At 72.3% G+C, this 21,989-nt stretch carries 18 protein-coding genes; 11 read left to right on the top strand and 7 right to left on the bottom strand.

Annotated elements, in window-relative coordinates:
• From BIV23_RS41185 to BIV23_RS41155, 7 genes are all read left to right on the top strand, one after another.
• A partial coding sequence (locus BIV23_RS41185; RefSeq protein ID WP_071386122.1) for an alpha/beta hydrolase occupies nt 1-875 on the top strand: 875 nt, incomplete at its 5' end.
• 91 nt (nt 876-966) lie between these two features.
• Nucleotides 967-2,136: an acyltransferase family protein gene (locus BIV23_RS41180; RefSeq protein WP_071386132.1), complete on the top strand. Its 1,170-nt coding sequence runs from the start codon at nt 967-969 to the stop codon at nt 2,134-2,136.
• A gap of 10 nt (nt 2,137-2,146) precedes the next feature.
• Nucleotides 2,147-3,637, top strand: a complete 1,491-nt coding sequence (locus tag BIV23_RS41175; RefSeq protein ID WP_245790898.1) for a sensor histidine kinase — start codon at nt 2,147-2,149, stop codon at nt 3,635-3,637.
• Nucleotides 3,634-4,326, top strand: a complete 693-nt coding sequence (locus tag BIV23_RS41170; protein ID WP_071386121.1) for a response regulator — start codon at nt 3,634-3,636, stop codon at nt 4,324-4,326. The genes BIV23_RS41175 and BIV23_RS41170 overlap by 4 nt, the downstream gene beginning before the upstream one ends.
• A 68-nt stretch (nt 4,327-4,394) precedes the next feature.
• Nucleotides 4,395-5,741 carry a sensor histidine kinase gene (locus BIV23_RS41165; RefSeq protein ID WP_071386120.1) on the top strand — a complete coding sequence of 449 codons (1,347 nt, stop codon included), beginning with the start codon at nt 4,395-4,397 and terminating at the stop codon, nt 5,739-5,741.
• The gene (locus BIV23_RS41160) at nt 5,738-6,403 is read left to right on the top strand and encodes a response regulator (protein ID WP_071386119.1); all 666 of its coding nucleotides are present in this window, start codon (nt 5,738-5,740) and stop codon (nt 6,401-6,403) included. The genes BIV23_RS41165 and BIV23_RS41160 overlap by 4 nt, the downstream gene beginning before the upstream one ends.
• A gap of 207 nt (nt 6,404-6,610) precedes the next feature.
• Nucleotides 6,611-7,831, top strand: coding sequence for a cytochrome P450 (locus BIV23_RS41155; protein WP_071386118.1), 1,221 nt, complete (start codon nt 6,611-6,613; stop codon nt 7,829-7,831).
• Between the two features lie 9 nt (nt 7,832-7,840).
• Here the strand turns inward: BIV23_RS41155 and BIV23_RS41150 are convergent, their stop codons facing one another.
• Together BIV23_RS41150 and BIV23_RS41145 are read right to left on the bottom strand one after the other, a co-directional pair.
• A complete protein-coding gene (locus BIV23_RS41150; RefSeq protein ID WP_071386117.1) occupies nt 7,841-9,412 on the bottom strand; it encodes an ABC transporter permease in 1,572 nt (523 codons plus the stop codon).
• Nucleotides 9,409-10,302, bottom strand: a complete 894-nt coding sequence (locus BIV23_RS41145) for an ABC transporter ATP-binding protein (RefSeq protein WP_071386116.1) — start codon at nt 10,300-10,302, stop codon at nt 9,409-9,411. The genes BIV23_RS41150 and BIV23_RS41145 overlap by 4 nt, the downstream gene beginning before the upstream one ends.
• Before the next feature lie 74 nt (nt 10,303-10,376).
• Here BIV23_RS41145 and BIV23_RS41140 point away from each other — a divergent pair, with 74 nt between their 5' ends.
• Nucleotides 10,377-10,886 (top strand): GbsR/MarR family transcriptional regulator, encoded by a 510-nt coding sequence (locus BIV23_RS41140; RefSeq protein WP_071386130.1) that lies wholly within the window; start codon nt 10,377-10,379, stop codon nt 10,884-10,886.
• A 6-nt stretch (nt 10,887-10,892) separates the two neighbouring features.
• Here the strand turns inward: BIV23_RS41140 and BIV23_RS41135 are convergent, their stop codons facing one another.
• Nucleotides 10,893-12,404 carry an APC family permease gene (locus tag BIV23_RS41135; RefSeq protein ID WP_071386115.1) on the bottom strand — a complete coding sequence of 504 codons (1,512 nt, stop codon included), beginning with the start codon at nt 12,402-12,404 and terminating at the stop codon, nt 10,893-10,895.
• A 142-nt stretch (nt 12,405-12,546) separates the two neighbouring features.
• Nucleotides 12,547-13,386 carry a diacylglycerol kinase gene (locus BIV23_RS41130; RefSeq protein ID WP_177240226.1) on the bottom strand — a complete coding sequence of 280 codons (840 nt, stop codon included), beginning with the start codon at nt 13,384-13,386 and terminating at the stop codon, nt 12,547-12,549.
• 212 nt (nt 13,387-13,598) lie between these two features.
• Here BIV23_RS41130 and BIV23_RS41125 point away from each other — a divergent pair, with 212 nt between their 5' ends.
• Together BIV23_RS41125 and BIV23_RS41120 are read left to right on the top strand one after the other, a co-directional pair.
• Entirely contained in the window at nt 13,599-14,882 is a 1,284-nt protein-coding gene (locus BIV23_RS41125) for an adenylosuccinate synthase (protein WP_071386113.1), read from the top strand.
• Nucleotides 14,883-15,054: 172 nt separating this feature from the next.
• Nucleotides 15,055-16,872, top strand: a complete 1,818-nt coding sequence (locus BIV23_RS41120; protein ID WP_071386112.1) for a bifunctional metallophosphatase/5'-nucleotidase — start codon at nt 15,055-15,057, stop codon at nt 16,870-16,872.
• Nucleotides 16,873-16,980: 108 nt separating this feature from the next.
• Here BIV23_RS41120 and BIV23_RS41115 read toward each other — a convergent pair whose 3' ends face one another.
• The 3 genes from BIV23_RS41115 to BIV23_RS41105 all read right to left on the bottom strand — a co-directional run bounded on the left by BIV23_RS41115 (nt 16,981) and on the right by BIV23_RS41105 (nt 19,851).
• On the bottom strand, nt 16,981-17,631 hold the full coding sequence (locus BIV23_RS41115; RefSeq protein WP_071386111.1) for a hypothetical protein: 651 nt from the start codon (nt 17,629-17,631) through the stop codon (nt 16,981-16,983).
• Between the two features lie 61 nt (nt 17,632-17,692).
• Nucleotides 17,693-18,388, bottom strand: coding sequence for a GntR family transcriptional regulator (locus BIV23_RS41110; RefSeq protein ID WP_071386110.1), 696 nt, complete (start codon nt 18,386-18,388; stop codon nt 17,693-17,695).
• A 107-nt stretch (nt 18,389-18,495) separates the two neighbouring features.
• Entirely contained in the window at nt 18,496-19,851 is a 1,356-nt protein-coding gene (locus tag BIV23_RS41105; protein ID WP_071386109.1) for an aspartate aminotransferase family protein, read from the bottom strand.
• Nucleotides 19,852-20,075: 224 nt separating this feature from the next.
• Between BIV23_RS41105 and BIV23_RS41100 the strand changes: the two genes are divergently transcribed.
• A complete protein-coding gene (locus BIV23_RS41100) occupies nt 20,076-21,962 on the top strand; it encodes a serine/threonine-protein kinase (RefSeq protein ID WP_071386108.1) in 1,887 nt (628 codons plus the stop codon).
• The last annotated feature ends 27 nt before the right edge of the window (nt 21,963-21,989 follow it).

The raw sequence follows: 21,989 nt of genomic DNA, 5'->3' as shown, positions 1-21,989 counted from the left end.
CCCACCCCCGGATCCCGGCCCCCCGCCCCTCCGCGCTGCCCCCGCTCACGGCGACCACGCTCCGGAAGACCTACGAGGCCAACCGAGCCGACGCCACCGCGGCGGCCGCCATGGCGGCGGCGCACGGCGACACCGACCGCGCCGCCGCCGACCGCGCCCTGGCCTCCCGCGACCTCCTGGCCTTCGACGGCCGAGGCACGGGCCGGGCCACCGAGGTCCTCGGCGACCTCCCCCGCGCCGACCGCATCGCCGTCCTGGTCCCCGGCTCGGACACCTCCCTGGACACCTACGCCCGCTTCCACAAGGCCGCCGCGGCGCTGTACGCGGACCTCACCCACCGCGCCCCCCACGGCACCGGCGTCGCCGTCGTCGCCTGGCTCGGCTACGAGACCCCGGCCACGGTCAGCACCACCGTCACCACGACCACCCGCGCCGACGAAGCCGCCCCCCGCCTGCGCACGTTCGTACGCGACCTGCGCGCCGCGACCGGGCCGCACGCCCACCTCTCCCTGCTCTGCCACTCCTACGGCTCGGTCGTCTGCGGCCGGGCCGCCCCCGGTCTGGACGCCGACGACATCGCCCTGGTCGGCAGCCCCGGCACCGGAGCGGGCTCCGCCGCCGCCCTGCACACCCGCGCCCGCGTCTGGGCGGCCCGGGGCGGCGACGACTGGATCGCACACGTCCCGCACACCAGCGCCCACCTGTTCGGCACCACCATCGGCTTCGGCACCGACCCGGTCTCCCGCGCCTTCGGCGCCCGGGTCTTCGACGCCGGCGACGTCCAGCACAGCGGCTACTTCACCCCGGGCTCGGCCTCCCTCGCCAACCTGGCCCGGATCACCCTCGGCGAGACCTCGGAGGTGACCCGTGCCTGAGCCAGCCGTACTCCACCCCGTCGACGACCCCGTCCACCCCTCTCGACGCCCTCTCCTTCGCCCCTCGCACGCCCCGCACCCCCTCCGCGCTCTGCGCCGCGGCGCCCACCAGGTCGACTCCGCCACTCCGGCCGACCGGGACCGTGCGGTCGACGCCCTGCGGGCCTTCGCGATCCTCGGCGTCGTCCTGGGCCACTGGCTGGTGACCGCGCTGGTGGCAAGGGACGGCGGCCTGCACACCACCAGCCCGCTCCAGCACATGCCATGGCTGGCACCGGTCTCCTGGCTGTTCCAGACCCTGGCCGTGTTCTTCCTGGTCGGCGGCCATGTGGCCACGCGCAGCCTGGCCTCGGCCCGGGCGCGGGGCGAGAGTTACGGCGCCTGGCTGCGCGCCCGGCTGGCCCGCCTGCTGCGCCCGGTGGCCGCGCTGCTGTGCCTGTGGGCGGCGGCCGCCACGGCCCTCCTCCTCACCGGCACCCCGCCGGCCACGATCGAGGCCCTGGTCAAACTGGCCCTGTCCCCGCTGTGGTTCCTGCTGGTCTTCGCCGCCCTGACGGCCGCCACCCCGCTCCTCACCCGCCTCAACCCCCTCTGGCCGCTGGCCGTCGTCCTGCACGTAGACCTGCTCCGCTTCGGCCTGCACCTCGGCCCCTCCTGGCTCGCCTGGCTGAACCTGCCGGCGGGCTGGCTCGTGCCGTACACGCTGGGCGCGGCCTGGACCCGGGGCGAGCTGGACACCCGCCGCGCGGCCTGGGTCCTGCTCCTCGGCGGTACGACGGCCACGGCGTTGCTCGTCGGCCTCGCCGGCTACCCGGCGTCGATGGTCGGCGTCCCCGGCGCGAGGATCTCCAACCTCGACCCGCCGACGCTCGCGGCCGTCTCCTTCGGTCTCGCCCAGTGCGGCCTGGCCCTGCTCCTGCGCGACCGGCTGCGCCGCGCGATGAAGCGCCCGCTGCTCTGGGCGGCGACGGCCCTCGTCAACCTCTCGGCGATGACGATCTACCTGTGGCACCAGACGGCCATGATGACCACGACCGCGACGGGTCTCACCGCGGGCCGCCTGCCCGGTCTGCACACCGCACCGGACTCGCCGGACTGGGTGATCCACCGCCTCGCCTGGCTCCCCGTCTTCGCTCTGGTCCTGGCCCTGTGCTGGACGGCCTTCCGGCACCACGAACAGGGCCCGCGCCGCCCCCGGAACCGCACGTCGCACGTGGTCCGCCGCCACCTGCCCCCGGCAAAGACCCCGCGCAATGCCTAAGGTTGACCTCGTGAAGCCCGCGGCCGCCGACGACGAGAACGACCGACAGCGCCGCCCCGCACCCCAACCCACCCCGGCCGAGCCCACCACGCCCACCCCCAGCCGACGGCGCCGCCTGCGCGCCTGGCTCGGCGAGAACCCCTCCCCCCAGTCACCCCCCTTCGCCCGGCACCGCTGGCTCCGCCTCCTCGTCTACCTGTTCATCGCGTACGCCGCGCTGGGGATCGGCCTGGGCGGCGGGGAGCAGCTGGCGAACGAGTACCGGCTGACGACCGCCGTCGGCTGGCTCCTCGGCCTCGTCCAGGGGGCCGTCGTCGTCCTGGCGATCTGGCGCCCCGCCCCCGCCTGGGCCGCGTCCCTGGCCGCCGCCTTCCTCACCGCCCTTCTCGCCCGCCCGCATCTCGCGACGGACGCGTCCCCCGGCGTCGGCTGGCCCTGGCCGGCGCCCGTCATGCTGGCCCAGATCGTCGTGCTGGCCCTCCTCGCCCTGCGCACCCGCCTGCGCGGCACGCTCGCCGCGTTCGGCATCACCGCCGCGCTGACATGGGTGCTGGAGGCCCCGATCGGCGCCCAGAGATACTCCCCGACCGGAGTCGTGGCCATCGCCCTCTTCGCCGTCGCGGTGCTGATCGGCACCGCCCTGCGCAGCCGCAGCGAGGCCCGGGCGGAGCTGGCCCAGCAGACGACGATCACCGCGGAGGAGCGGGCCCGCCGTGCCCTGCTCGAGGAGCGCAGCCGTATCGCGCGTGAGCTGCACGACGTGGTCGCCCACCACATGTCGGTGATCTCGATCCAGGCCCAGGTCGCCCCCCACCTCGTCGAGAACCCCTCCGAGGAGTTGAGGGAGAACCTGGCGGGCATCCGCAACAACGCCCTGGAGGCGCTGACCGAGCTGCGCCGCGTGCTCGGTGTCCTGCGCTCGGCGGGCCCGGACGACCCGGAGGCCCTGGACGACACCTACCGGCTGTCCGCCCCCGGCACCGGCCCGGCCCCCGACGCCCCGCAGCCGAACCTCGCCCGGCTGGACGCGCTGATCGAGAACACCCGGGCGGCCGGTCTGGAGGTCGTCATGAAGACGGACGGCGAGCCGCGCGGCTATCCGCCCGGTGTCGAGCTGTCCGCGTACCGGATCGTCCAGGAGGCGCTGAGCAACGTCCTGCGGCACGCCCCGGGCGCCTCGGTCACCGTGGAGGTCCTCCACTACCCGCACGGGATATGCCTGGACGTCGCCAACTCCCGCCCCACCCGCCCGGCCCCGCCGTCCCCCGGCAGTGGTCACGGTCTGCTCGGGATGCGGGAGCGGGCGGCGATGCTGGGCGGACACGTCGTCGCGACGGGCGACCGGTACGGCGGCTTCCGCGTGACGGCGTTCCTGCCGCGCGAGGGCACCCCGGAGCCGACGGCCCCGGCCCGCCCCTCCGCGTCCGGCCCCGACCCCGAACCCGACCCCGATCCCGACCCGCACAGCCCCGAGCCCCCGACAGGAGAACAGTCCTCATGACGAGCGGTGCCGGCACCATCCGTGTACTCATCGCCGACGACCAGGAGATGGTCCGGCAGGGTTTCACCGTGCTGCTCAACACCCAGCCCGACATCGAGGTGATCGGGCAGGCGGTGGACGGGCTGGACGCGATCGCCCGGACCGCCGAACTGGCCCCGGACGTCGTGCTGATGGACATCCGGATGCCGGAGATGGGCGGCCTGGAGGCGACCCAGCGGATCACCGTCGAGCACCCCGCGGTCAAGGTGCTGGTGCTGACCACGTTCGACCTGGACGAGTACGTGTACGAGGCGCTGCGGGCCGGTGCCTCCGGCTTTCTGCTCAAGGACGCCTCGGCGGACAAGCTGGCCGAGGCGGTACGGGTGGTGGCCGCGGGCGACGCCCTGCTCGCGCCCGGCATCACCCGGCGGCTCATCGCGGAGTTCTCCCGCATGGACGGCAGGAACCGGGTCCCGCTCAAGCAGCGCATCGGCGATCTGACGGAACGGGAGACGGAGGTGCTGGCGCTGATCGCACAGGGTCTGTCGAACGCGGAGATCGCCGAGCGGCTGGTCGTGGCCGAGCAGACCGTGAAGACACACGTCGGCCGGATCCTGGTGAAGCTGGGCCTGCGCGACCGTACGCAGGCGGCGGTCTTCGCCTTCGAGTCGGGCCTGGTCCGCCCGGGAGGGGCGACCCGTAGTACCTGAGAGGGACCTCGCAGGACCCCTCTCCAAGGGGACGACCGCGACCATGACCTCGGCCTACCGTTCTGTACGTGACCGAGACGACGCACACGCAGACGACACCGCCGGGCCGGGCCGGCCGGCGCCACAGCCCCGAGAGGCAGCTGGCCGCGAACGCCCTGCGCGGTCTGCGGCAGGACCTGTTCCAGGACGCCTTCAGGTACGACCCGCTGCCCCGGCTGGGCGAGGCGGGCCCGCTCACCCGGCGCCTGCCGGGCCGGATGCGGGAGTACGGCGCCTGGTCCCGGCACCTGCTGGTGGCCTTCGGCGGTGCGGTGGCCCTGTTCGTCGCCATGGCGGACGAGGAAGCGCCGTTGCTCGCCCTGCTGTGCGGGCTCTGCGCGCTGGTGCCGGTGCTGCTGACCCTGGTGCGTCCGGTGGGGGCGTTCTGGGTGTCCCTCGCGGGCACCGTCGTCACGTCCGTCATCGGCCGAGGGGAGGGCAGCTGGCCGTGGGCGCCGGCCAGTTTCCTCTCCCACCTGCTGGTGCTGACGGTCGTCGCGCTGCGCACCCGCCCGCGTACGGCGGCCTGGATGTGGACGCTGACCGCGGTCTTCGGCGTCCTCTGCGACATGGGATCCGACGGGGGCGGGTACGGCACGGACACCGCCCCGATGCTGTTCCTGTCGGCTCTGCTCCTGCTGATCGTCACGGTCCGGCACATACGCAGGGAGGCCCAGCAGGAGATGACCGCGCAGCAGACGGTGACGGCGCACGAGCGCTCACGCCGCACGCTGCTGGAGGAGCGCACGACGATCGCCCGCGAGCTGCACGACGTGGTCGCCCATCACATGTCGGTGGTCGCCATCCAGGCGGAGGCGGCGCCGTACCGGGTGGAGAATCCGCCGCCCGAGCTGGAGAAGGCGTTCGTCACCATCCGGGAGAACGCGGTCGCGGCCCTGACCGAGCTGCGCCGGGTCCTGGGCGTCGTCCGCGCGGAGGACTACGAGGCGCCGGAAGCCCCGCAGCCCACGCTCGCGGACCTGGACGGGCTGCTGGCCAATGTGCGCGAGGCAGGCCTGGTGGTGGACAAGGCCGTGACGGGCGCGGTCCGCGAACTCCCGCAGGGCGTGGAGCTGTCGGCGTACCGCATCGTGCAGGAGGCGCTGAGCAACACCCTGCGGCACGCCCCGGGAGCGGACGCCCGGGTGGAAATAGGCTACGTTCTCGGCGGCCTGGGCCTGCGCCTCGTCAACGCCCCGCCCCCCGCCCCCCACCTGATCAAAACCTCGCCCGGCGCCGGGCACGGGGTGACGGGCATGCGGGAGCGGGTCTCGATGCTGAACGGCGAGATGACGGCGGGCCCGACGGACGACGGGGGCTACGAGGTGACGGTGTTCCTGCCGGTGCCGGCCGCCGCGAGCGAAGGGGACGCATGACCATCCGCGTACTGATCGCGGACGACCAGATGATGGTCCGCGAGGGCTTCTCGGTCCTGCTGAACGCGATGCCGGACATCGAGGTCGTCGGCGAGGCCGTCAACGGGAGGGAGGCGGTGGACCGGGTTCGCGAACTGACCCCGGACGTCGTCCTGATGGACATCCGGATGCCGGAGCTGAACGGCATCGAGGCGACCCGGGAGATCGTCGCGGCGGACGCGGCGGCGAAGGTGCTGGTCCTGACGACGTTCGACCTCGACGAGTACGTGTACCAGGCCCTGCGCGCGGGCGCCTCTGGCTTCCTCCTCAAGGACGCCTCGGCCCGGCAACTGGCGGACGGTGTCCGCGTGGTGGCCGCGGGCGAGGCCCTGCTCGCCCCCTCGGTCACCCGACGCCTGATCACAGAGTTCTCCCGCCTCTCGGAACCCCCGCGCCTGATCCCGGCGGCCCAGGCGACCTACGGCGAACTGACCGAACGCGAGACGGAGGTCCTGATCCTGATCGCCCAGGGCCTGTCGAACGCCGAGATCGCCGAGCGGCTGGTCGTGGCGGAGTCGACGATCAAGACCCATGTGAGCCGCATCCTGGTGAAACTGGGCCTGAGGGACCGCACCCAGGCGGCGGTGTTCGCGTACGAGGCACGCTTGGTCACACCGGCCTGACCCGGTGTCGGGCGGTTCGCGAGGGCGCGCCGCGGGGGAGGAGCGGGGCGCTTTCCGGACCGTCTGCGGTGACGGGGGCCCGGGTCGGATCTCGCTCGTGCACGACGAGCGCCGGCACGCCACGGGGAGCGGGGCCGGGACCGCCGCCCCGCATCGTCCCGCCGGACCCCCTGGTCACGGGCCCGCCCGGCGGGTTAGCGTCCGCGCATGGCTGGCGCTACCGATGTGACCTTCGATCCCTGGGACCCGGCGTTCCTCACCGACCCGTACCCGGCCTATGCCGAGCTGCGGGCACGGGGCCGGGTGATCCGGTACGAGGCGACCGACCAGTGGCTGGTCCCGCACCACGCGGACGTCTCGGCGCTGCTCAGGGACCGGCGGCTCGGGCGGACGTACCAGCACCGGTTCTCGCACGAGGACTTCGGGCGCGGCGCGCCCCCGCCCGAGCAGGAGCCGTTCCACACGCTCAACGATCACGGGATGCTCGATCTGGAGCCACCGGACCACACGCGGATCCGGCGTCTGGTGTCGAAGGCGTTCACGCCGAGGACGGTCGAGCGGCTGGCGCCGTATGTGCGCCGGCTGGCGGACGAGTTGGTGGCCGGGCTGGTCCGGGAGGGCGGCGGGGATCTGCTCGCGGAGGTGGCCGAGCCGCTGCCCGTCGCCGTCATCGCCGAGATGCTGGGCATTCCGGAGGCGGACCGGGCGTCGCTGCGGCCCTGGTCGGCGGACATCTGCGGGATGTACGAGCTGAACCCGTCGCAGGAGACCGCGGACCGGGCCGTCCGGGCTTCCGTGGAGTTCTCGGAATACCTGCGCGAACTGATCGCGGCGCGGCGCGCGGAGCCGGGGGAGGATCTGATCTCCGGGCTGATCGCCGCTCACGACGAGGGCGACCGGCTGACCGAGCAGGAGATGATCTCCACGGCCGTGCTGCTGCTCAACGCGGGGCACGAGGCCACGGTCAACGCGACGGTCAACGGCTGGTTCGCGCTGTTCCGCAACCCCGCCCAGCTCGCCGCGCTCCGCGGCGACCACTCCCTGATCCCGTCCGCGATCGAGGAACTGCTGCGCTACGACACCCCGCTCCAGCTCTTCGAGCGCTGGGTGCTGGACGACATCGAGATCGGCGGTACGACGATCCCGAGGGGTTCGGAGATCGCCATGCTCTTCGGCTCCGCCAACCACGACCCGGCGGTCTTCACCGACCCCGGCCGTCTGGACCTGACGCGTGCGGACAACCCGCACATCTCCTTCAGCGCGGGCATCCACTACTGCATCGGCGCGCCCCTGGCCCGGATCGAGCTGGGCGCCTCGATGCGGGCCCTGCTGGAGCGGGCTCCCGCCCTGGCCCTGGCCGCGGAACCGGAGCGGAAGCCCAACTTCGTCATGCGCGGACTGAAAGGGCTGCCCGTGGTGGTCGGCTGACCGGCGCGCTCAGCCGGCCAGGTCGCGGCGGCGCAGGCCCGCCAGGCCGCCCGCCACCAGCAGGGCCGCCAGGGCCAGCAGGACGCCCACGGGAGTCCAGTCCAGGTGTCCGCCGGGGAGCTTCGGCAGGTGGCCGAAGGGGGAGAGGCCCAGGACGGCACGGGGGACGTTCAGCGCCGGGCCGATCCAGCCGATCAGCAGGGCCGCGCCCGCCGCGCCCCAGGCGGCGGGAGCGCCCTGCGGCAGGACGCCGTGGAGCAGGACGGCGAGGCCGCCGATCACCCAGACGGCGGCGACCTGGAGCAGGCATGCGCCCAGCACCGGGCCGATCTGCCTGCCGTAGCCGACGGCGAAGCCCAGGCCGGCGAGCAGCATGATCAGGGCCGAGCCGCCGAAGGCGATCAGCAGGTGGCCGGCGGCCCAGCGCAGCCGGCCCACCGCGCCGGCCAGGACCGGTTCGGCGCGGCCGGAGGTCTCCTCGCCGTTCAGCCGCAGCACGGAGGAGACGACGTAGAGCGCGGCGACCAGGCCGAGCATGCCGATCATCGCGGCGAGGAAGGCGTCCGTCAGCCCCGACCGGCCGCCCATGCGCTGGAAGATCTCCCGGGCCCGGGCGTTGTCGCCGACGAGCCTGGCCGCGCCGTCCGTCAGCCCGCCGTAGACGACGCCGGCGAGGAAGAAGCCGGTCGACCAGCCGAGCACGCTGCCGCGCTGCAGCCGCCAGGCCAGGGCGCCGGCCGTGCCGAGGCGGCCCGCCGCCGGTCCCGGCCGGGTCGGCAGGAAGCTCATGCCGATGTCCCGGCGGCCCGCCAACGCGTAGGCCACCAGCGTCTGGAGGGCCGTCGCCGCCGCGAACAGCAGCAGCACCCACCAGCGTTCGGCCGCGAAGGCGCGCAGGTTCTCCAGCCAGCCCAGCGGAGAGAGCCAGGTCAGGACGGACGAGCCGGCGGAGGAGGCCGCGTCGCCCGCCGCGCGCAGCACGAAGGCCGCGCCGAGCACCGCCGCCGTCAGCCCCCGGGCGAGCCGGGCGCTCTCGGTCAGCTGGGCGGTGATCGCCGCCGCCGTGGCGAGGACCATGCCCGCGCCCGCCACGCCGAGCCCGAGGGCCAGGGCACCGGCCCTGCCCTGCCCGGCGAGTCCGGCCACGATCAGGACGCACAGGGCCGTGTTCGCGACGGCGGCCGCCAGCAGGGCCGCGGTCAGGGGAGCCCGGCGTCCGACCATGCCGGAGGAGATCAGTTCCTGCCGCCCGCTCTCCTCCTCGTCCCGGGTGTGCCGGAGAACGACGAGGAGGCTCATGACGGCGGCGAGCGCACCCGCGTACACCCCGACGCGCCAGGCGGTCAGCGCGCCGAGCGAGTCGTCGAAGACCGGGCCGACCATGGCGCGCAGCGAGGCGTTGCCGGTCATCTGGTGCCGGAGATCGGCGCGTTGGGCGGCGGTGGCGTACAGGGTCCTCAGGGTGTCCGGCATGGAGAGGACCATCAGGGCGTTCACCGCGACCCAGACCGGCAGCAGGACGCGGTCGCGGCGCAGTGCGAACCTCAACAGCGTGCCCGTACCGGCCAGTTGGCGGCTCATGCCGTCACCTCGTCCGCGTAGTGCCGCAGGAACAGCTCCTCCAGCGTCGGCGGGGTCGAGGTCAGCGAGCGCACCCCCGTGGCGCTCAACGAACGCAGTACGGCGTCGAGGTGGTCGGTGTCGACCTGGAGCCGCACCCGGCGGCCCTGGACGTCGAGGTCGTGCACGCCCGGCAGGTGGGCCAAGCCGTTCGGCGGGCCCGCGAGTTCGGCGCTGACGCTGGTGCGGGTGAGGTGGCGCAGGTCGGTGAGCGAGCCGCTCTCCACCGTGCGCCCCTTGCGGATGATGCTGACCCGGTCGCACAGCTCCTCCACCTCGCTGAGGATGTGCGAGGAGAGGAGGACCGTGCGGCCCCGGTCGCGTTCCTCCTCCACGCAAGCCTGGAAGACCTCCTCCATCAGCGGGTCCAGGCCCGAGGTCGGCTCGTCCAGGATCAGCAGGTCGACGTCGGAGGCGAAGGCGGCGACCAGGGCGACCTTCTGCCGGTTGCCCTTGGAGTAGGTGCGGCCCTTCTTGGCGGGATCCAGCTCGAAGCGCCGGATCAGCTCCGCCCTGCGCCGCTGGTCGAGTCCTCCGCGCAGCCGGCCGTAGAGGTCGATGACCTCGCCGCCGGAGAGGCTGCGCCACAGGGTGACGTCGCCGGGGACGTACGCGATGCGGCGGTGCACCTCGACCGCGTCCCGCCAGGGGTCGCGTCCCAGCACCTGGGCGGCGCCGGCGTCGGCGCGCAGCAGTCCGAGCAGGACGCGGATGGCGGTCGACTTGCCGGCGCCGTTGGGGCCGAGGAAGCCGTGCACCTCACCGGCTTCGACGTCCAGGTCGAGGCCGTTCAGCGCGTGGGTGCGGCCGAAGGACTTGTGGAGTCCGGAGACCGTGATGGCCTGGGTCATGCTTCAGAACGTACGCTTCTTTCAGAAATTTGTGAAGTTAAGGAAGTGCATGAACGCCGGATAGGGTGAGGGACATGACGGAGTCAGGGAGCGGGACGGAGTCAGGGAGTGCGCGGGACCCCGAGGCGGTCTCACGGTTCGTGGAGCGGTTCGCGGCGCAGCTGGTCGAGGCCGGGATGCAGCGCATGCCCTCCCGCGTCTTCGCGGCCCTGCTCGCCTCCGACACCGGCACTCTGACCTCGGCCGAGCTGAGCGAGCAACTGCAGATCAGCCCCGCCGCCGTCTCCGGCGCCGTGCGCTATCTCGCCCAGGTCCACATGGTGTCGAGGGAGCGGGAGCCCGGCTCGCGCCGGGAGCGCTACCGGGTGCACAGCGACCAGTGGTACGAGGCGCTCACCAGCCGCGAGGCGATCATCAAGCGCTGGGAGGACGCCCTGCGTGAGGGCGTCGCCAGCCTCGGAGCCGACACCCCCTCGGGCCGCCGGCTCGCGCAGACACTCGCCTTCTTCGAGTTCATCGAGCAGGACGTGGCCCTGATGATGGAGCGGTGGCGGGTGTACCGGGAGGAGCGGTTCGGGGACTGAGCGCCCTCAGCGCTCCTTCGTCTCCTCCAGCACCGTCCGTCCCAGCAGCGCGTACCGCTCGGGGGAGCGCCGCTTGAGGTACTGCGCGCATCCGACGCCCGCCGCCGCGACCAGGGCCACCAGCCACGGCGTCGCCTTCAGCACCAGCGAACCGGACTCGGGCCCGGCTGCCGCGCCCATGTTGGACACGAGGAGCACGACGACGCCGAGCATCGCGACGCCGCCGAGCAGCGGCGCGGTGAAGGTGCGGAACCAGTGGCGGCTCTCGGGGTGGTGCGAGCGGAAGTAGGCCAGCACCGCGAAGGAGCACACGGCCTGCACGACGAGGATCGCCATGGTGCCGAGGATGGCGAGCAGGACGTACGTGCCGGTGTACGGGTCCTTGCCCGCGGCCCAGAACGCGCCGAGCAGCACCGCGGTGACCGCCGTCTGCACCAGCCCGGCGATGTGCGGCGAGCCGTGCCGGGCGTGGGTACGGCCGATGGTGCGCTTGAGCGACGGCAGGACGCCCTCGCGCCCCAGGGCGTACAGATAGCGGGCGGCGCAGTTGTGGAAGGCCATGCCGCAGGCCAGCGAACCGGTGATCATCAGCCACTGCATGACGTCGACCGCCCAGTGCCCGACATAGCGCTCGGTGGGGTTGAAGAACATCGCGAGCGGGTTGGCGGAGGAGGCCGCCTTCACCGCCTCGGCCTCGCCGTTGCCGGAGATGGCCATCCAGGAGACGAGGACGTAGAAGACGCCGACGCCCAGGACGCTGATCATCGTGGCCTTGGGGATGATCTTCTTCGGGTCGCGCGACTCCTCGCCGTACATCGCGGTCGACTCGAAGCCGACCCAGGACCAGAAGGCGAAGAACAGCCCGAGCCCGGCGGACGTGCCCTTGAAGGCGTTGACCGGGTCGACGGGCGCGAAGGTGAACCCGTGCGGGCCGCCGCCGTGGAGGGCGACCGACACCGCCATGGCGGCCAGCACGGTCACTTCGGTCGCCAGCAGCACCACCAGCAGTTTCTCGGCGACGCTGACCCCGAACCAGGTGCCGGTCGCGTTGATCGCGAGCATCAGCACGGCGAAGGTCCACCAGGGCATGTGCACGCCGGTCTGGTCCTTCAGGGTCGTCGTGGCGAAGGTCGAGAAGATCCCGATGAGCGCGGGCTCGAAGACGACGTACGCGAAGGTCGCGAGCATCCCGGAGGCGAGCCCGACGGTCCGCCCGAGCCCGTACGAGATGAATCCGTAGAAGGCGCCCGTGGACGTGATGTGCTTCGCCATCGAGGTGAAACCGACGGAAAAGATTGCCAGGACGACCATTGCGACGAGATAGCTCGCGGGTGCTCCGATCCCGTTGCCGGACGACACCATGAAGGGCACGTTCCCGGTCATCGCGGTGATCGGCGCGGCGGTCGCCACGGCCATGAAGACGACTCCCAGCAACCCGACGGCGTTGGGTTTCAGCCGGTGTACCGCATCCGGGCCATCCGCCTCCGCCGCCGGGGCAACGCCCTCGTCCACTGCCATCGGGTGGCCCCCTCCGTGTCCGGTCCGTGTGTCCTGGTGGGTCCTGATGCAGCAGGATGGTGGACGAGCCGGGGGCACGGGAAGGGGTCGGCCGGGTTAAATATTTGTCAGCAGACCTTTAGGGGTGGTGCGCTGGAGTCCCTCAGGACGGCAGCACCAGCCCCCAGGCCGCCTCCGCCAGCCGCCAGGTACGCCTGCGTACGGGGCCCGAGACGGCTCCGTCGGCCCGGTAGCGGAAGTCCGGGCCCGTGACCGTCACCGTGCGCCCGCAGGCCCGCAGCGGGGTCGCCTCGGCGCCCACCGACAGCGGGCGGAACTCCACCTCGGCCGTGCCGCCGCCGGACGTCCCGGGTGCCCCGGGAGTCACCGTCAGGGACTCCAGTGGCTCGTCCAGGTCCACGAGCGTCTCGCCGTCGAGCTGCACGCGCAGCCGGGTGGGGCCGGGTGCGGGGACCGCCGGGAGCCGGGGCGGACGGGCGGGCAGGGTGCGGGCCAGCAGGGTGCGGTACCAGCGGCCGGCGGCCGACGCCACCGGCTCGGGCGCGGGGACGCGCCGGGCCGGCGGGATCGCCAGCCCGGTCAGGACGACTCCGTCGCTGTCGTCGACCAGCAGGTCCAGCCGCCGTTCCGTGCCGTCCAGGACCGCCCGGGCCGCCGCCACCGCGCCGCCGGGCACGCCCAGCGACTGCGTCAGGGACGTTTCTCCGGCCTCGCCGACCGGCACCACGGACAGACCGCATCCGGCCAGTTCGCGCTCGCGGTGCAGCAGCGTGACCGCTCGTAGCAGAGCGTGGTCGTCGCCGATGACCACCGGCCGGCGTGAACCCCTTCGGCCCAGCGCCCGGGCGAATTCCGCCGGGCCGTCCGGGAGGCACACTTTCGCCGCCGCACCCGCGCTGAGCACGTCTTTCGCGATGCGAACGGACTCGCCGTCCGTCTGCCGTGCCGCCGGATCGATGATCACCAGCAGCTGGTCGGACATCGCGAAAGTCGCCACCTCGGTCCTGCCTCGCTTCCTCGGGTAGCATCTTTGTGCAAGAGCCCCTTGCGCTATTGCGCCAGGGGCTTCGTCTATTCCGGGGCATCCGGTCCGACGGTTGTGCGACCAACGGCGGTCGCTGTGGCACGCGGCGGTGAACCTTACGCCCACGCCCCCGACCTTGGACATGCCCCGCCCGGAAGGGGTGTACGCGCGTGCCCGCACTTGTGCTGCTCGGTGCTCAGTGGGGTGACGAAGGCAAGGGGAAGGCGACCGACCTGCTCGGTGGCTCGGTGGACTATGTAGTGCGCTACCAGGGCGGCAACAACGCCGGCCACACGGTCGTCGTGGGCGACCAGAAGTACGCGCTCCACCTTCTCCCTTCCGGAATCCTCTCTCCCGGCTGTACGCCGGTCATCGGCAACGGTGTCGTCGTCGACCCGTCGGTCCTGCTCTCCGAGCTGAGCGGTCTGAACGAGCGTGGCGTCGACACGTCCAAGCTCCTGATCAGCGGTAACGCGCACATCATCACGCCGTACAACGTGACCGTCGACAAGGTGACGGAACGCTTCCTCGGCAAGCGCAGGATCGGCACCACCGGTCGCGGCATCGGCCCGACCTACGCCGACAAGATCAACCGCGTGGGCATCCGGGTCCAGGACCTGTACGACGAGTCGATCCTGACCCAGAAGGTCGAGGCGGCCCTCGACGTCAAGAACCAGCTCCTGACCAAGCTCTACAACCGGCGCGCGATCGCCGTGGACCAGGTCGTCGAGGAGCTGCTGGGCTACGCCGAGCAGATCAAGCCGTACGTCACCGACACCGTCCTGGTCCTGAACCAGGCGCTGGAGGACGACAAGGTCGTGCTGTTCGAGGGCGGTCAGGGCACCCTCCTCGACATCGACCACGGCACGTACCCCTTCGTCACCTCCTCCAACCCGACCGCGGGCGGCGCCTGCACCGGCGCCGGCGTGGGCCCGACGAAGATCAGCCGGGTCATCGGCATCCTGAAGGCGTACACCACCCGCGTCGGTGCCGGCCCGTTCCCGACCGAGCTGTTCGACGAGGACGGCGAGGCGCTGCGCCGCATCGGCGGCGAGCGGGGTGTCACCACCGGCCGTGACCGCCGCTGCGGCTGGTTCGACGCCGTCATCGCCCGCTACGCGACCCGCGTGAACGGCCTGACCGACTTCTTCCTCACCAAGCTGGACGTGCTGACCGGCTGGGAGCAGATCCCGGTCTGCGTGGCGTACGAGATCGACGGCAGGCGCGTCGAGGAACTGCCCTACTCGCAGACGGACTTCCACCACGCGAAGCCGGTCTACGAGACGCTGCCGGGCTGGAGCGAGGACATCACCAAGGCCAAGTCCTTCGCGGACCTGCCGAAGAACGCCCAGAACTACGTCAAGGCCCTGGAGGAGATGTCCGGCGCCCCGATCTCCGCGATCGGCGTGGGCCCGGGCCGGGACGAGACGATCGAGATCAACTCGTTCCTCTAGTTCCCGGGAGTTCGCCCCCGCTTCACGGGCCGGTCATGGACATGAAGTTCCTTGACCGGCCCTTGGGTTGTTCGTGGTTCTCAGGGGAAGAGTCCAAGGCAAGCATCTACGCGGGTAGTTGCCGCCGCGTTCCGCCCACTCCTCCCTTTCGTCCTCGCTCCAGGAGCCCTGAATGCCCGTCAGTCCCATGAACCGCCGGGAGTTCGTGAAGAAGTCGGCCGTCACCGGAGCGGCCGTCGCCGCGGCCGGGACCGTCGCCGCCGCGCCCGCGCAGGCGGCCGAGCGAAAGCGCGAACACACGCCGCGCACCTGGTCGTTCTCCATCCTCGGCACCACCGACCTGCACAGCCACGTCTTCGACTGGGACTACTACAAGGACGCGGCCTACAGCGACAAGGCGGGCAACTCCGTGGGTGTCGCGCGGGTCGCCACGCTCATCAAGCAGCAGCGCGAGGCCAAGGGCGAGCACCGAGTCCTCCTCGTCGACGCCGGTGACATCATCCAGGGCACCTCGCTCGCCTACTACTTCGCGCGCGTCGACCCCATCACCGGGACCGGCGGCAAGAAGGGCCCCCGGCACCCGATGGCCGTGGCCATGAACCACATGCGCTACGACGCCGCCGCCCTCGGCAACCACGAGTTCAACTACGGCATCGAGACGCTGCGCAGGTTCGAGAAGCAGTGTCACTTCCCGCTGCTCGGCGCGAACGCGCTCGACGCGAAGACGCTGAAGCCCGCGTTCCATCCGTACACCGTGAAGCGGATCTGCGTGCCCGGCGCCCCCGACATCAAGGTCGGCATCCTCGGGCTCACCAACCCCGGGATCGCCCTGTGGGACAAGGACAACGTCAGCGGGAAGATGGTCTTCCCCGGGCTGGTGGAGCAGGCGAAGAAGTACGTGCCCCGGCTGCGGGCGCTCGGCTGTGACGTGGTCTTCCTGACCGACCACTCGGGCCTGGACGGCTCGTCCTCGTACGGCGACGCGCTGCCGTACGTCGAGAACGCCTCCAACATCGTCGCCGAGCAGGTCCCCGGCATCGACGCGATCCTGGTCGGCCACACCCACGTCGAGGTGCCGTCGTACACCGTCAAGAACGCGGAGACCGGCGAGGAGGTCCTCCTCTCCGAGCCGTACTGCTGGGGCTACCGGCTCAGCGTCTTCGACTTCGAGGTCGAGCTGGAGCGCGGCCGCTGGAAGGTCGTCGGCAAGAAGGCCCAGACCCTCAACCCCAACACGGTGGACGAGGACCCGGAGATCAAGAAGCTCCTGGAGGCCGACCACGAGCTGGTCGTGAAGTACGTCAACACGGCGGTCGGCACCTGCACCGAGGACCTCTCGGCGGCCGACTCCTGCTGGAAGGACGTGCCGATCATGGACTTCATCCAGAAGGTCCAGGCCGACACGGTCAAGGCGGGCCTCTCGGCGGCCGACGCCGCCCTCCCGCTGATCTCCGTCGCCGCGCCCTTCAGCCGCACCGCCGACATCCCCAAGGGCAACGTCACCATCAAGGACATCGCCGGGCTCTACATCTACGACAACACCCTGTACGGCAAGAAGCTGACGGGCGCCCAGCTCAAGGACTACCTGGAGTACGCGGCGAAGTACTACCACCAGGTCCCGGCCGGCACGAAGGTCGACACCGCGACGCTGACCAACGCCAACAGCTTCTGGGACTACATGTACGACGTGGCCGCCGGCGTCGACTACGAGATCGACATCGCGCAGCCCGAGGGGTCCCGGATCAAGAACCTCTCCTACAACGGTGCCCCGGTCGCCGCCGACCAGGTGTTCGTCGTGGCTGTCAACAACTACCGGGCGAACGGCGGTTCCGGCTACCCGCACATCGGCTCGGCGCCGATCGCCTACAGCTCGACCACCGAGATCCGGCAGCTGATGATCGACTACGTGACGGCGAAGAAGGCGCTGGACCCGGCGGACTTCGCGAAGGTCAACTGGAAGCTGACGCAGGCGGGGACGCCGGTCTTCTAGACCACCGCGTCCACCCGGCGGGCACGGCGGGTCACTGCTCCTGCGGGCGGTGGCCCGCCTCGTCGTCTCCCGGCGGGGTGCCCGGGGCCGACGGCTCACGGCCGCCGGTCAGCTGAAGACGATCATCGAGCCCTGGGCGAGGGAGCGGGTCGCCGCCGCGTGCAGGCCCAGCCAGACGTGCCGTTCGCGGGCGAAGGGGCTCGGGTCGTAGGGCGCCGGGACCGCCGGTTCCTCCAGCTCCGTGGGGGCAGTGGGGGGCGCCGGGGCGGCCGGGGGGTTGGCCGGGTCGATGCCGAGCGACGGGGCCACGTACTCCAGCTCCCGCAGCAGGCTCTGCGCGCTGCCCAACGGGCCGCCGCCCGCGAGGAGTTCGTCGTTGGACAGCGGGTGCGGGAAGTCGACGGGGACGTACGCGCCCGCGTGGTCGTAGTGCCAGACCAGGTGGGACTGCTGGGCCGTGGACTCGAACATCTCCAGCAACTGCTCGTAGTCACTGCCCAGTTCGCCGACCGGGGTCACCGGCAGGCCGCACGCCTGGAGGAGGTAGGCGCGGCGCAGGAAGTGCAGGGCGTCGTAGTCGAAGCCGGCCACCGGGGCGACCTCGCCGTTCAGGCCCGGCATGTACTGGTACACCGGCACCGGCGGCAGGCCGGCCTCCGCCAGTGCCTTGTTGTACTGCGCGAGTTCGTCGGCGAACGGATTGTCCGGGGTGTGGCACAACACATCCACGAGCGGCACCAGCCACAGGTCACAGGCCAAAGAGGGCTCCTCGCACACATCACTCGCACACAGAAGGTGGTCAGGGAAGGGTACTGCTCGATCACCCGTTGGTCAGGTGCTCCAGCAGGGCGAGGGAGTGGGCGTTGGAGGCGGCGACGATCCGGCGTGCGGTGTCGGCCTCGCGGCGGGCCAGCGCGTCGACCAGCTCGGTGTGCCCGGCCCACAGGCGCCCGCGCAGGTCGGGCAGGCGCAGCAGGTGCTGGACCGCGCAGACCCAGGACTGCACGCGCAGCCGGTGCAGGAAGTCGCCCAGGTACGGGTTGCCGAACAGGGCGCTCAGCTCACGCCAGAAACGCAGGTCGTAGCCGATGAGGATGGTCAGGTCGCCCGCTGTCGCGGCCCGCGCGGCCTCCTCGCCGCGGCGGCGGACCGTGGTGAGCGCGGCGGTCGTGCGGGGGTCCTCGGGCGGGGTGCGGAAGGCGGGGTGGCCGGTGGTGAGCGCCTGGAACATGCCGTCGGTGACCAGGCTGCGGGCCTCGATCATGTTCCGGTAGTCGGTGACGGAGTACTCCGGCACGCGGAAGCCGCGGTGCTGGTCGGCCTCCAGGATGCCCTGCGCGGACAGGTCGACCAGCGCCTCGCGGACGGGGGTGGCGGAGACGCCGTACTGGTCGGCGATCTCCTTGACCGTGAACGCCCGGCCCGGTCGCAGCCGCCCCGCGAGCACCTCGTCACGGAGCGCGTCCGCGATCTGCTGGCGCAGCGTGCTGCGCGTCACAGCGGCGTTGCCGGACATGATCGGGACTCTCCTCACGCGGTGGGTGACGTACTCGTACTCGTCTGCTTACGTACGAGCACGTCACCTTACGCGTTCGAGTCTTCCCGGCGGCAGCCGCGGTTCGGTCACACCGTGTACGCGTCGGCCACGCCCAGCGCCGCGTCGAGGGCGGCCAGCCCCTCCTTCAGCTCGGCCTCGGTGACGTTGCACGGCGGGACCACATGGGTGCGGTTCATGTTCACGAAGGGCCACAGGCCGTGCTGCCTGGCGGCGGCCGTGAAGGCGGCCATGGGGGCGTTCGCCTCGCCGGCCGCGTTGTACGGCACCAGCGGCTCGCGGGTCTCGCGGTTCTTCACCAGCTCCAGCGCCCAGAACATGCCGGTGCCGCGGACCTCGCCGACGCTCGGATGGCGCTCGGCCAGCTCGGCGAGCGCGGGGCCGAGGAGCGTGGCGCCCAGGCGCCTGGCGTTCTCGACGACGCCCTCGCGCGCCATCACGTCGATCGTGGCGACGGCGGCGGCGCAGGCCAGCGGGTGGCCGGAGTAGGTCAGGCCGCCGGGGTAGGGGCGCTTGCCGAAGGTCTCGGCGATCTCCTGGGAGATGGCGACACCGCCGAGCGGGACGTAACCGGAGTTCACGCCCTTGGCGAAGGTCATCAGGTCGGGCACGACACCGAACAGGTCGGCCGCGAACCACTCACCGGTGCGCCCGAAGCCCGCCATCACCTCGTCCAGGACGAAGACGATGCCGTGGCGGTCGCAGATCTCGCGGACACCGGCGAGGTAGCCGGGCGGCGGGACCATGATCCCGGCCGTGCCCGGGACGGTCTCCAGGATGATCGCGGCGACGGTGCCGGGGCCCTCGAAGGCGATCGTCGTCTCCAGGTGCTCCAGGGCGCGCGCGGTCTCCTGCTCCTCGTTCTCGGCGTAGAAGCGGGAGCGGTAGAGGTACGGCGCCCAGAAGTGCACGACACCGGCCGCGGCGCTGTCGCTCGCCCACCGCCTCGGGTCACCGGTGATGTTGACCGCCTGCTGAGTGCCGCCGTGGTACGAGCGGTACGCCGACAGGACCTTCGGGCGGCCGGTGTGCAGGCGGGCCATGCGCACCGCGTGCTCGACGGCGTCGGCGCCGCCGTTGGTGAAGAAGACCTTGTCCAGGTCGCCCGGGGTCCGCTCGGCGATCAGCCGGGCCGCCTCCGAGCGCGCCTCGACGGCGAACGCGGGCGCGAAGGTGGTCATCCTGGCCGCCTGCTCCTGGATCGCCGCGACGACCTCGGGGTGCTGGTAGCCGATGTTCGTGAAGACGAGCCCGCTGGTGAAGTCCAGATACCGCTTGCCGTCGTAGTCCCAGAAGTACGACCCTTCCGCGCCGGCGACGGCGAGCGGGTCGATGAGGTCCTGGGCCGACCAGGAGTGGAAGACGTGCGCGCGGTCCGCGGCCTTCACCGCGGCACCGGCTTCGGGATGGGGCTGAGGGGTCATGCGGCCGAGCGTAAATGTCCGCGATGCGGAAGGCCTATCGGCGTCTTGTTCCGTGGACAGGGGGTTTTTGCGACAGGTTGTCGAACGGCGGCTCCCGGAGGGCCCGGAACAGGCCGGCCGGCCCGTTACGGAACCGTGGAGGCGGGCCTGCTCGACTCCTTGTGCGACCGCACTATTCTCGGTCCGTTGCCCATCAGGGGCGTATGGGGAGGGCGGCGCGAGACATGGAGAAGCTGGGGCCCGGGGATCCGCAGCTCATCGGGGGGTACCGGCTGCTGGCGCGGCTGGGTGCCGGTGGGATGGGACACGTGTTTCTGGCCCGGTCGGACCGGGGCCGTACCGTCGCCGTGAAACTCGTCCGCGAGGAGCTGGCCCGCGAGGAGGAGTTCCGGGCCCGCTTCCGGCAGGAGGTGGCCGCCGCGCGGCGGGTCGGCGGGTACTGGACCGCTCCCGTGCTCGACGCGGACACCGAGGCCGCCGTGCCCTGGGTGGCGACCGGGTACGTGGCCGGGCCCAGCCTGCAGCAGGTCGTCGGCCGCGACCACGGGGCGCTGCCCGAGCGCTCGGTACGGATCCTGGCGGCCGGGCTCGCGCACGCGCTGAAGGACATCCACGCGGCGGGGATCGTGCACCGGGACCTCAAGCCCTCGAACGTGCTGGTGACCATCGACGGGCCGCGCGTCATCGACTTCGGGATCGCCCGGGCGCTGGAGACGGCCTCGCCGGGCGGCGGCGAGGAAGGCCTGACCCGGACCGGGGCGCTGGTGGGGTCGCCCGGGTTCATGGCGCCCGAGCAGGTGCGGGGCGACCGGATCACCCCCGCGTGCGACGTCTTCTGCCTGGGGTCCGTGCTGGCGTACGCGGCGACCGGCGCCCTGCCCTTCGGGACCGCGGGCAGCGGCGGGCACGCGCTGATGTTCCGGATCGCCCAGGAGGAGCCGGATCTCACGGGGGTGCCGGAGGGGATCGCCGACCTGGTGCGGGGGTGCCTGCGCAAGGACCCGGCGGCCCGGCCGTCGCTGGACGTGATCCTGGAGCGGACCGGGGCGGAGGACACCGTGTCCGGGGGCCGGTCCCGGGACCCCTGGCTGCCCGGGGTGCTGGTCGCCCAACTGGGCCGGCACGCCGTGCAGTTGCTGGAGGTGGAGGAGCCCACGCTGGGTGCCGCCCCGGCTTCGGCCCCGGCGGGTGCGGGCGGTGCCGTCGACGGCGGGGGCCGCGGCGGCTCGCCCGAGCATGCCGCCGCCTCCGACGAGGGGGACGGGGGCGAGACCGGCGGGAGCGGCGACCGGCCGCCCACCGTCGTGGCGGGGCAGACGTCGGCGCCCGGGGCCGCGTCCGCGCCCACGCAGTTCGGCTACGGGCAGGCGCAGCAGCACCCGCAGCCGGTGCCGCCGTACCCCCAGCCGGCTCCCACATACCCCCAGCCCCAGGGCCCCGGTGGCTACGGATACCCGCAGCAGCCGTACCCCTCCTACGACGCGTACGGCGGCGGGTCCGGGTCCGCCCCGGAGGAGGCGGAGGGGCGCAGCGGGCGCTCCACCGCGCTGCTCGTCGTGATCGCGCTGATCGTGGCGCTGGGGGCGGGCGGCTCGGTGTACGCGCTGCTGAACGGCGGCGGGCAGGCCAAGGGCGGCGGGACCCCGTCGCCGGGCGTGACCTCGGCAGCCGCGGACAGCGGGGCGTCGGGTTCGTCCGGCTCCGGCACCTCCGTACCGTCCTCCCCCTCCTCTTCCTCCTCCGTGTCCTCGGACGGGGCGGTCCCGGCGGGCTTTCTGGGCGACTGGCGGACCAGCATCGACAGCTCCGGCGGAGTCAACATCCGCCGGCTGACCATCCGGCAGGGGCAGGTGGGCGACACCGTGCTGACCCTGGTCGCGGACGGGCCGACCGACGGCGGCGGGACGTACCACTGTGTCTTCGAGGCCAAACTCGTCCAACGGCCCAGCGGAAACGGCCCGTTGGAGGTCGGGCCGTCCACCGTCAGCTCCGGCGAACCCGCCTCCTCCTGCACACCGGGCGCCGCCACCGAGATCACCCTGCTGCCGGGCGACGCGCTGAAGCGGCAGCAGGCGGGCGGCGGGGAGAGCCTGACGTACACCAAGCAGTGAGGACAGGGTGGCGTGGCGGTCGGTGGG

This window comes from Streptomyces monashensis, from assembly GCF_001866665.1.
GTDB lineage: Bacteria > Actinomycetota > Actinomycetes > Streptomycetales > Streptomycetaceae > Streptomyces > Streptomyces monashensis.
This window is presented reverse-complemented; position numbering and strand designations above follow the sequence as displayed.

Excerpts from the sequence above, each read along its gene's own strand:
- BIV23_RS41170 (WP_071386121.1), top strand. The coding sequence starts at position 3,634 with ATGACGAGCGGTGCCGGCACCATCCGTGTACTCATCGCCGACGACCAG.
- BIV23_RS41160 (WP_071386119.1), top strand. The coding sequence starts at position 5,738 with ATGACCATCCGCGTACTGATCGCGGACGACCAGATGATGGTCCGCGAG.
- BIV23_RS41155 (WP_071386118.1), top strand. The coding sequence starts at position 6,611 with ATGGCTGGCGCTACCGATGTGACCTTCGATCCCTGGGACCCGGCGTTC.
- BIV23_RS41150 (WP_071386117.1), bottom strand. The coding sequence starts at position 9,412 with ATGAGCCGCCAACTGGCCGGTACGGGCACGCTGTTGAGGTTCGCACTG.
- BIV23_RS41145 (WP_071386116.1), bottom strand. The coding sequence starts at position 10,302 with ATGACCCAGGCCATCACGGTCTCCGGACTCCACAAGTCCTTCGGCCGC.
- BIV23_RS41140 (WP_071386130.1), top strand. The coding sequence starts at position 10,377 with ATGACGGAGTCAGGGAGCGGGACGGAGTCAGGGAGTGCGCGGGACCCC.
- BIV23_RS41135 (WP_071386115.1), bottom strand. The coding sequence starts at position 12,404 with ATGGCAGTGGACGAGGGCGTTGCCCCGGCGGCGGAGGCGGATGGCCCG.
- BIV23_RS41130 (WP_177240226.1), bottom strand. The coding sequence starts at position 13,386 with ATGTCCGACCAGCTGCTGGTGATCATCGATCCGGCGGCACGGCAGACG.
- BIV23_RS41120 (WP_071386112.1), top strand. The coding sequence starts at position 15,055 with ATGCCCGTCAGTCCCATGAACCGCCGGGAGTTCGTGAAGAAGTCGGCC.
- BIV23_RS41110 (WP_071386110.1), bottom strand. The coding sequence starts at position 18,388 with ATGTCCGGCAACGCCGCTGTGACGCGCAGCACGCTGCGCCAGCAGATC.
- BIV23_RS41105 (WP_071386109.1), bottom strand. The coding sequence starts at position 19,851 with ATGACCCCTCAGCCCCATCCCGAAGCCGGTGCCGCGGTGAAGGCCGCG.
- BIV23_RS41100 (WP_071386108.1), top strand. The coding sequence starts at position 20,076 with ATGGAGAAGCTGGGGCCCGGGGATCCGCAGCTCATCGGGGGGTACCGG.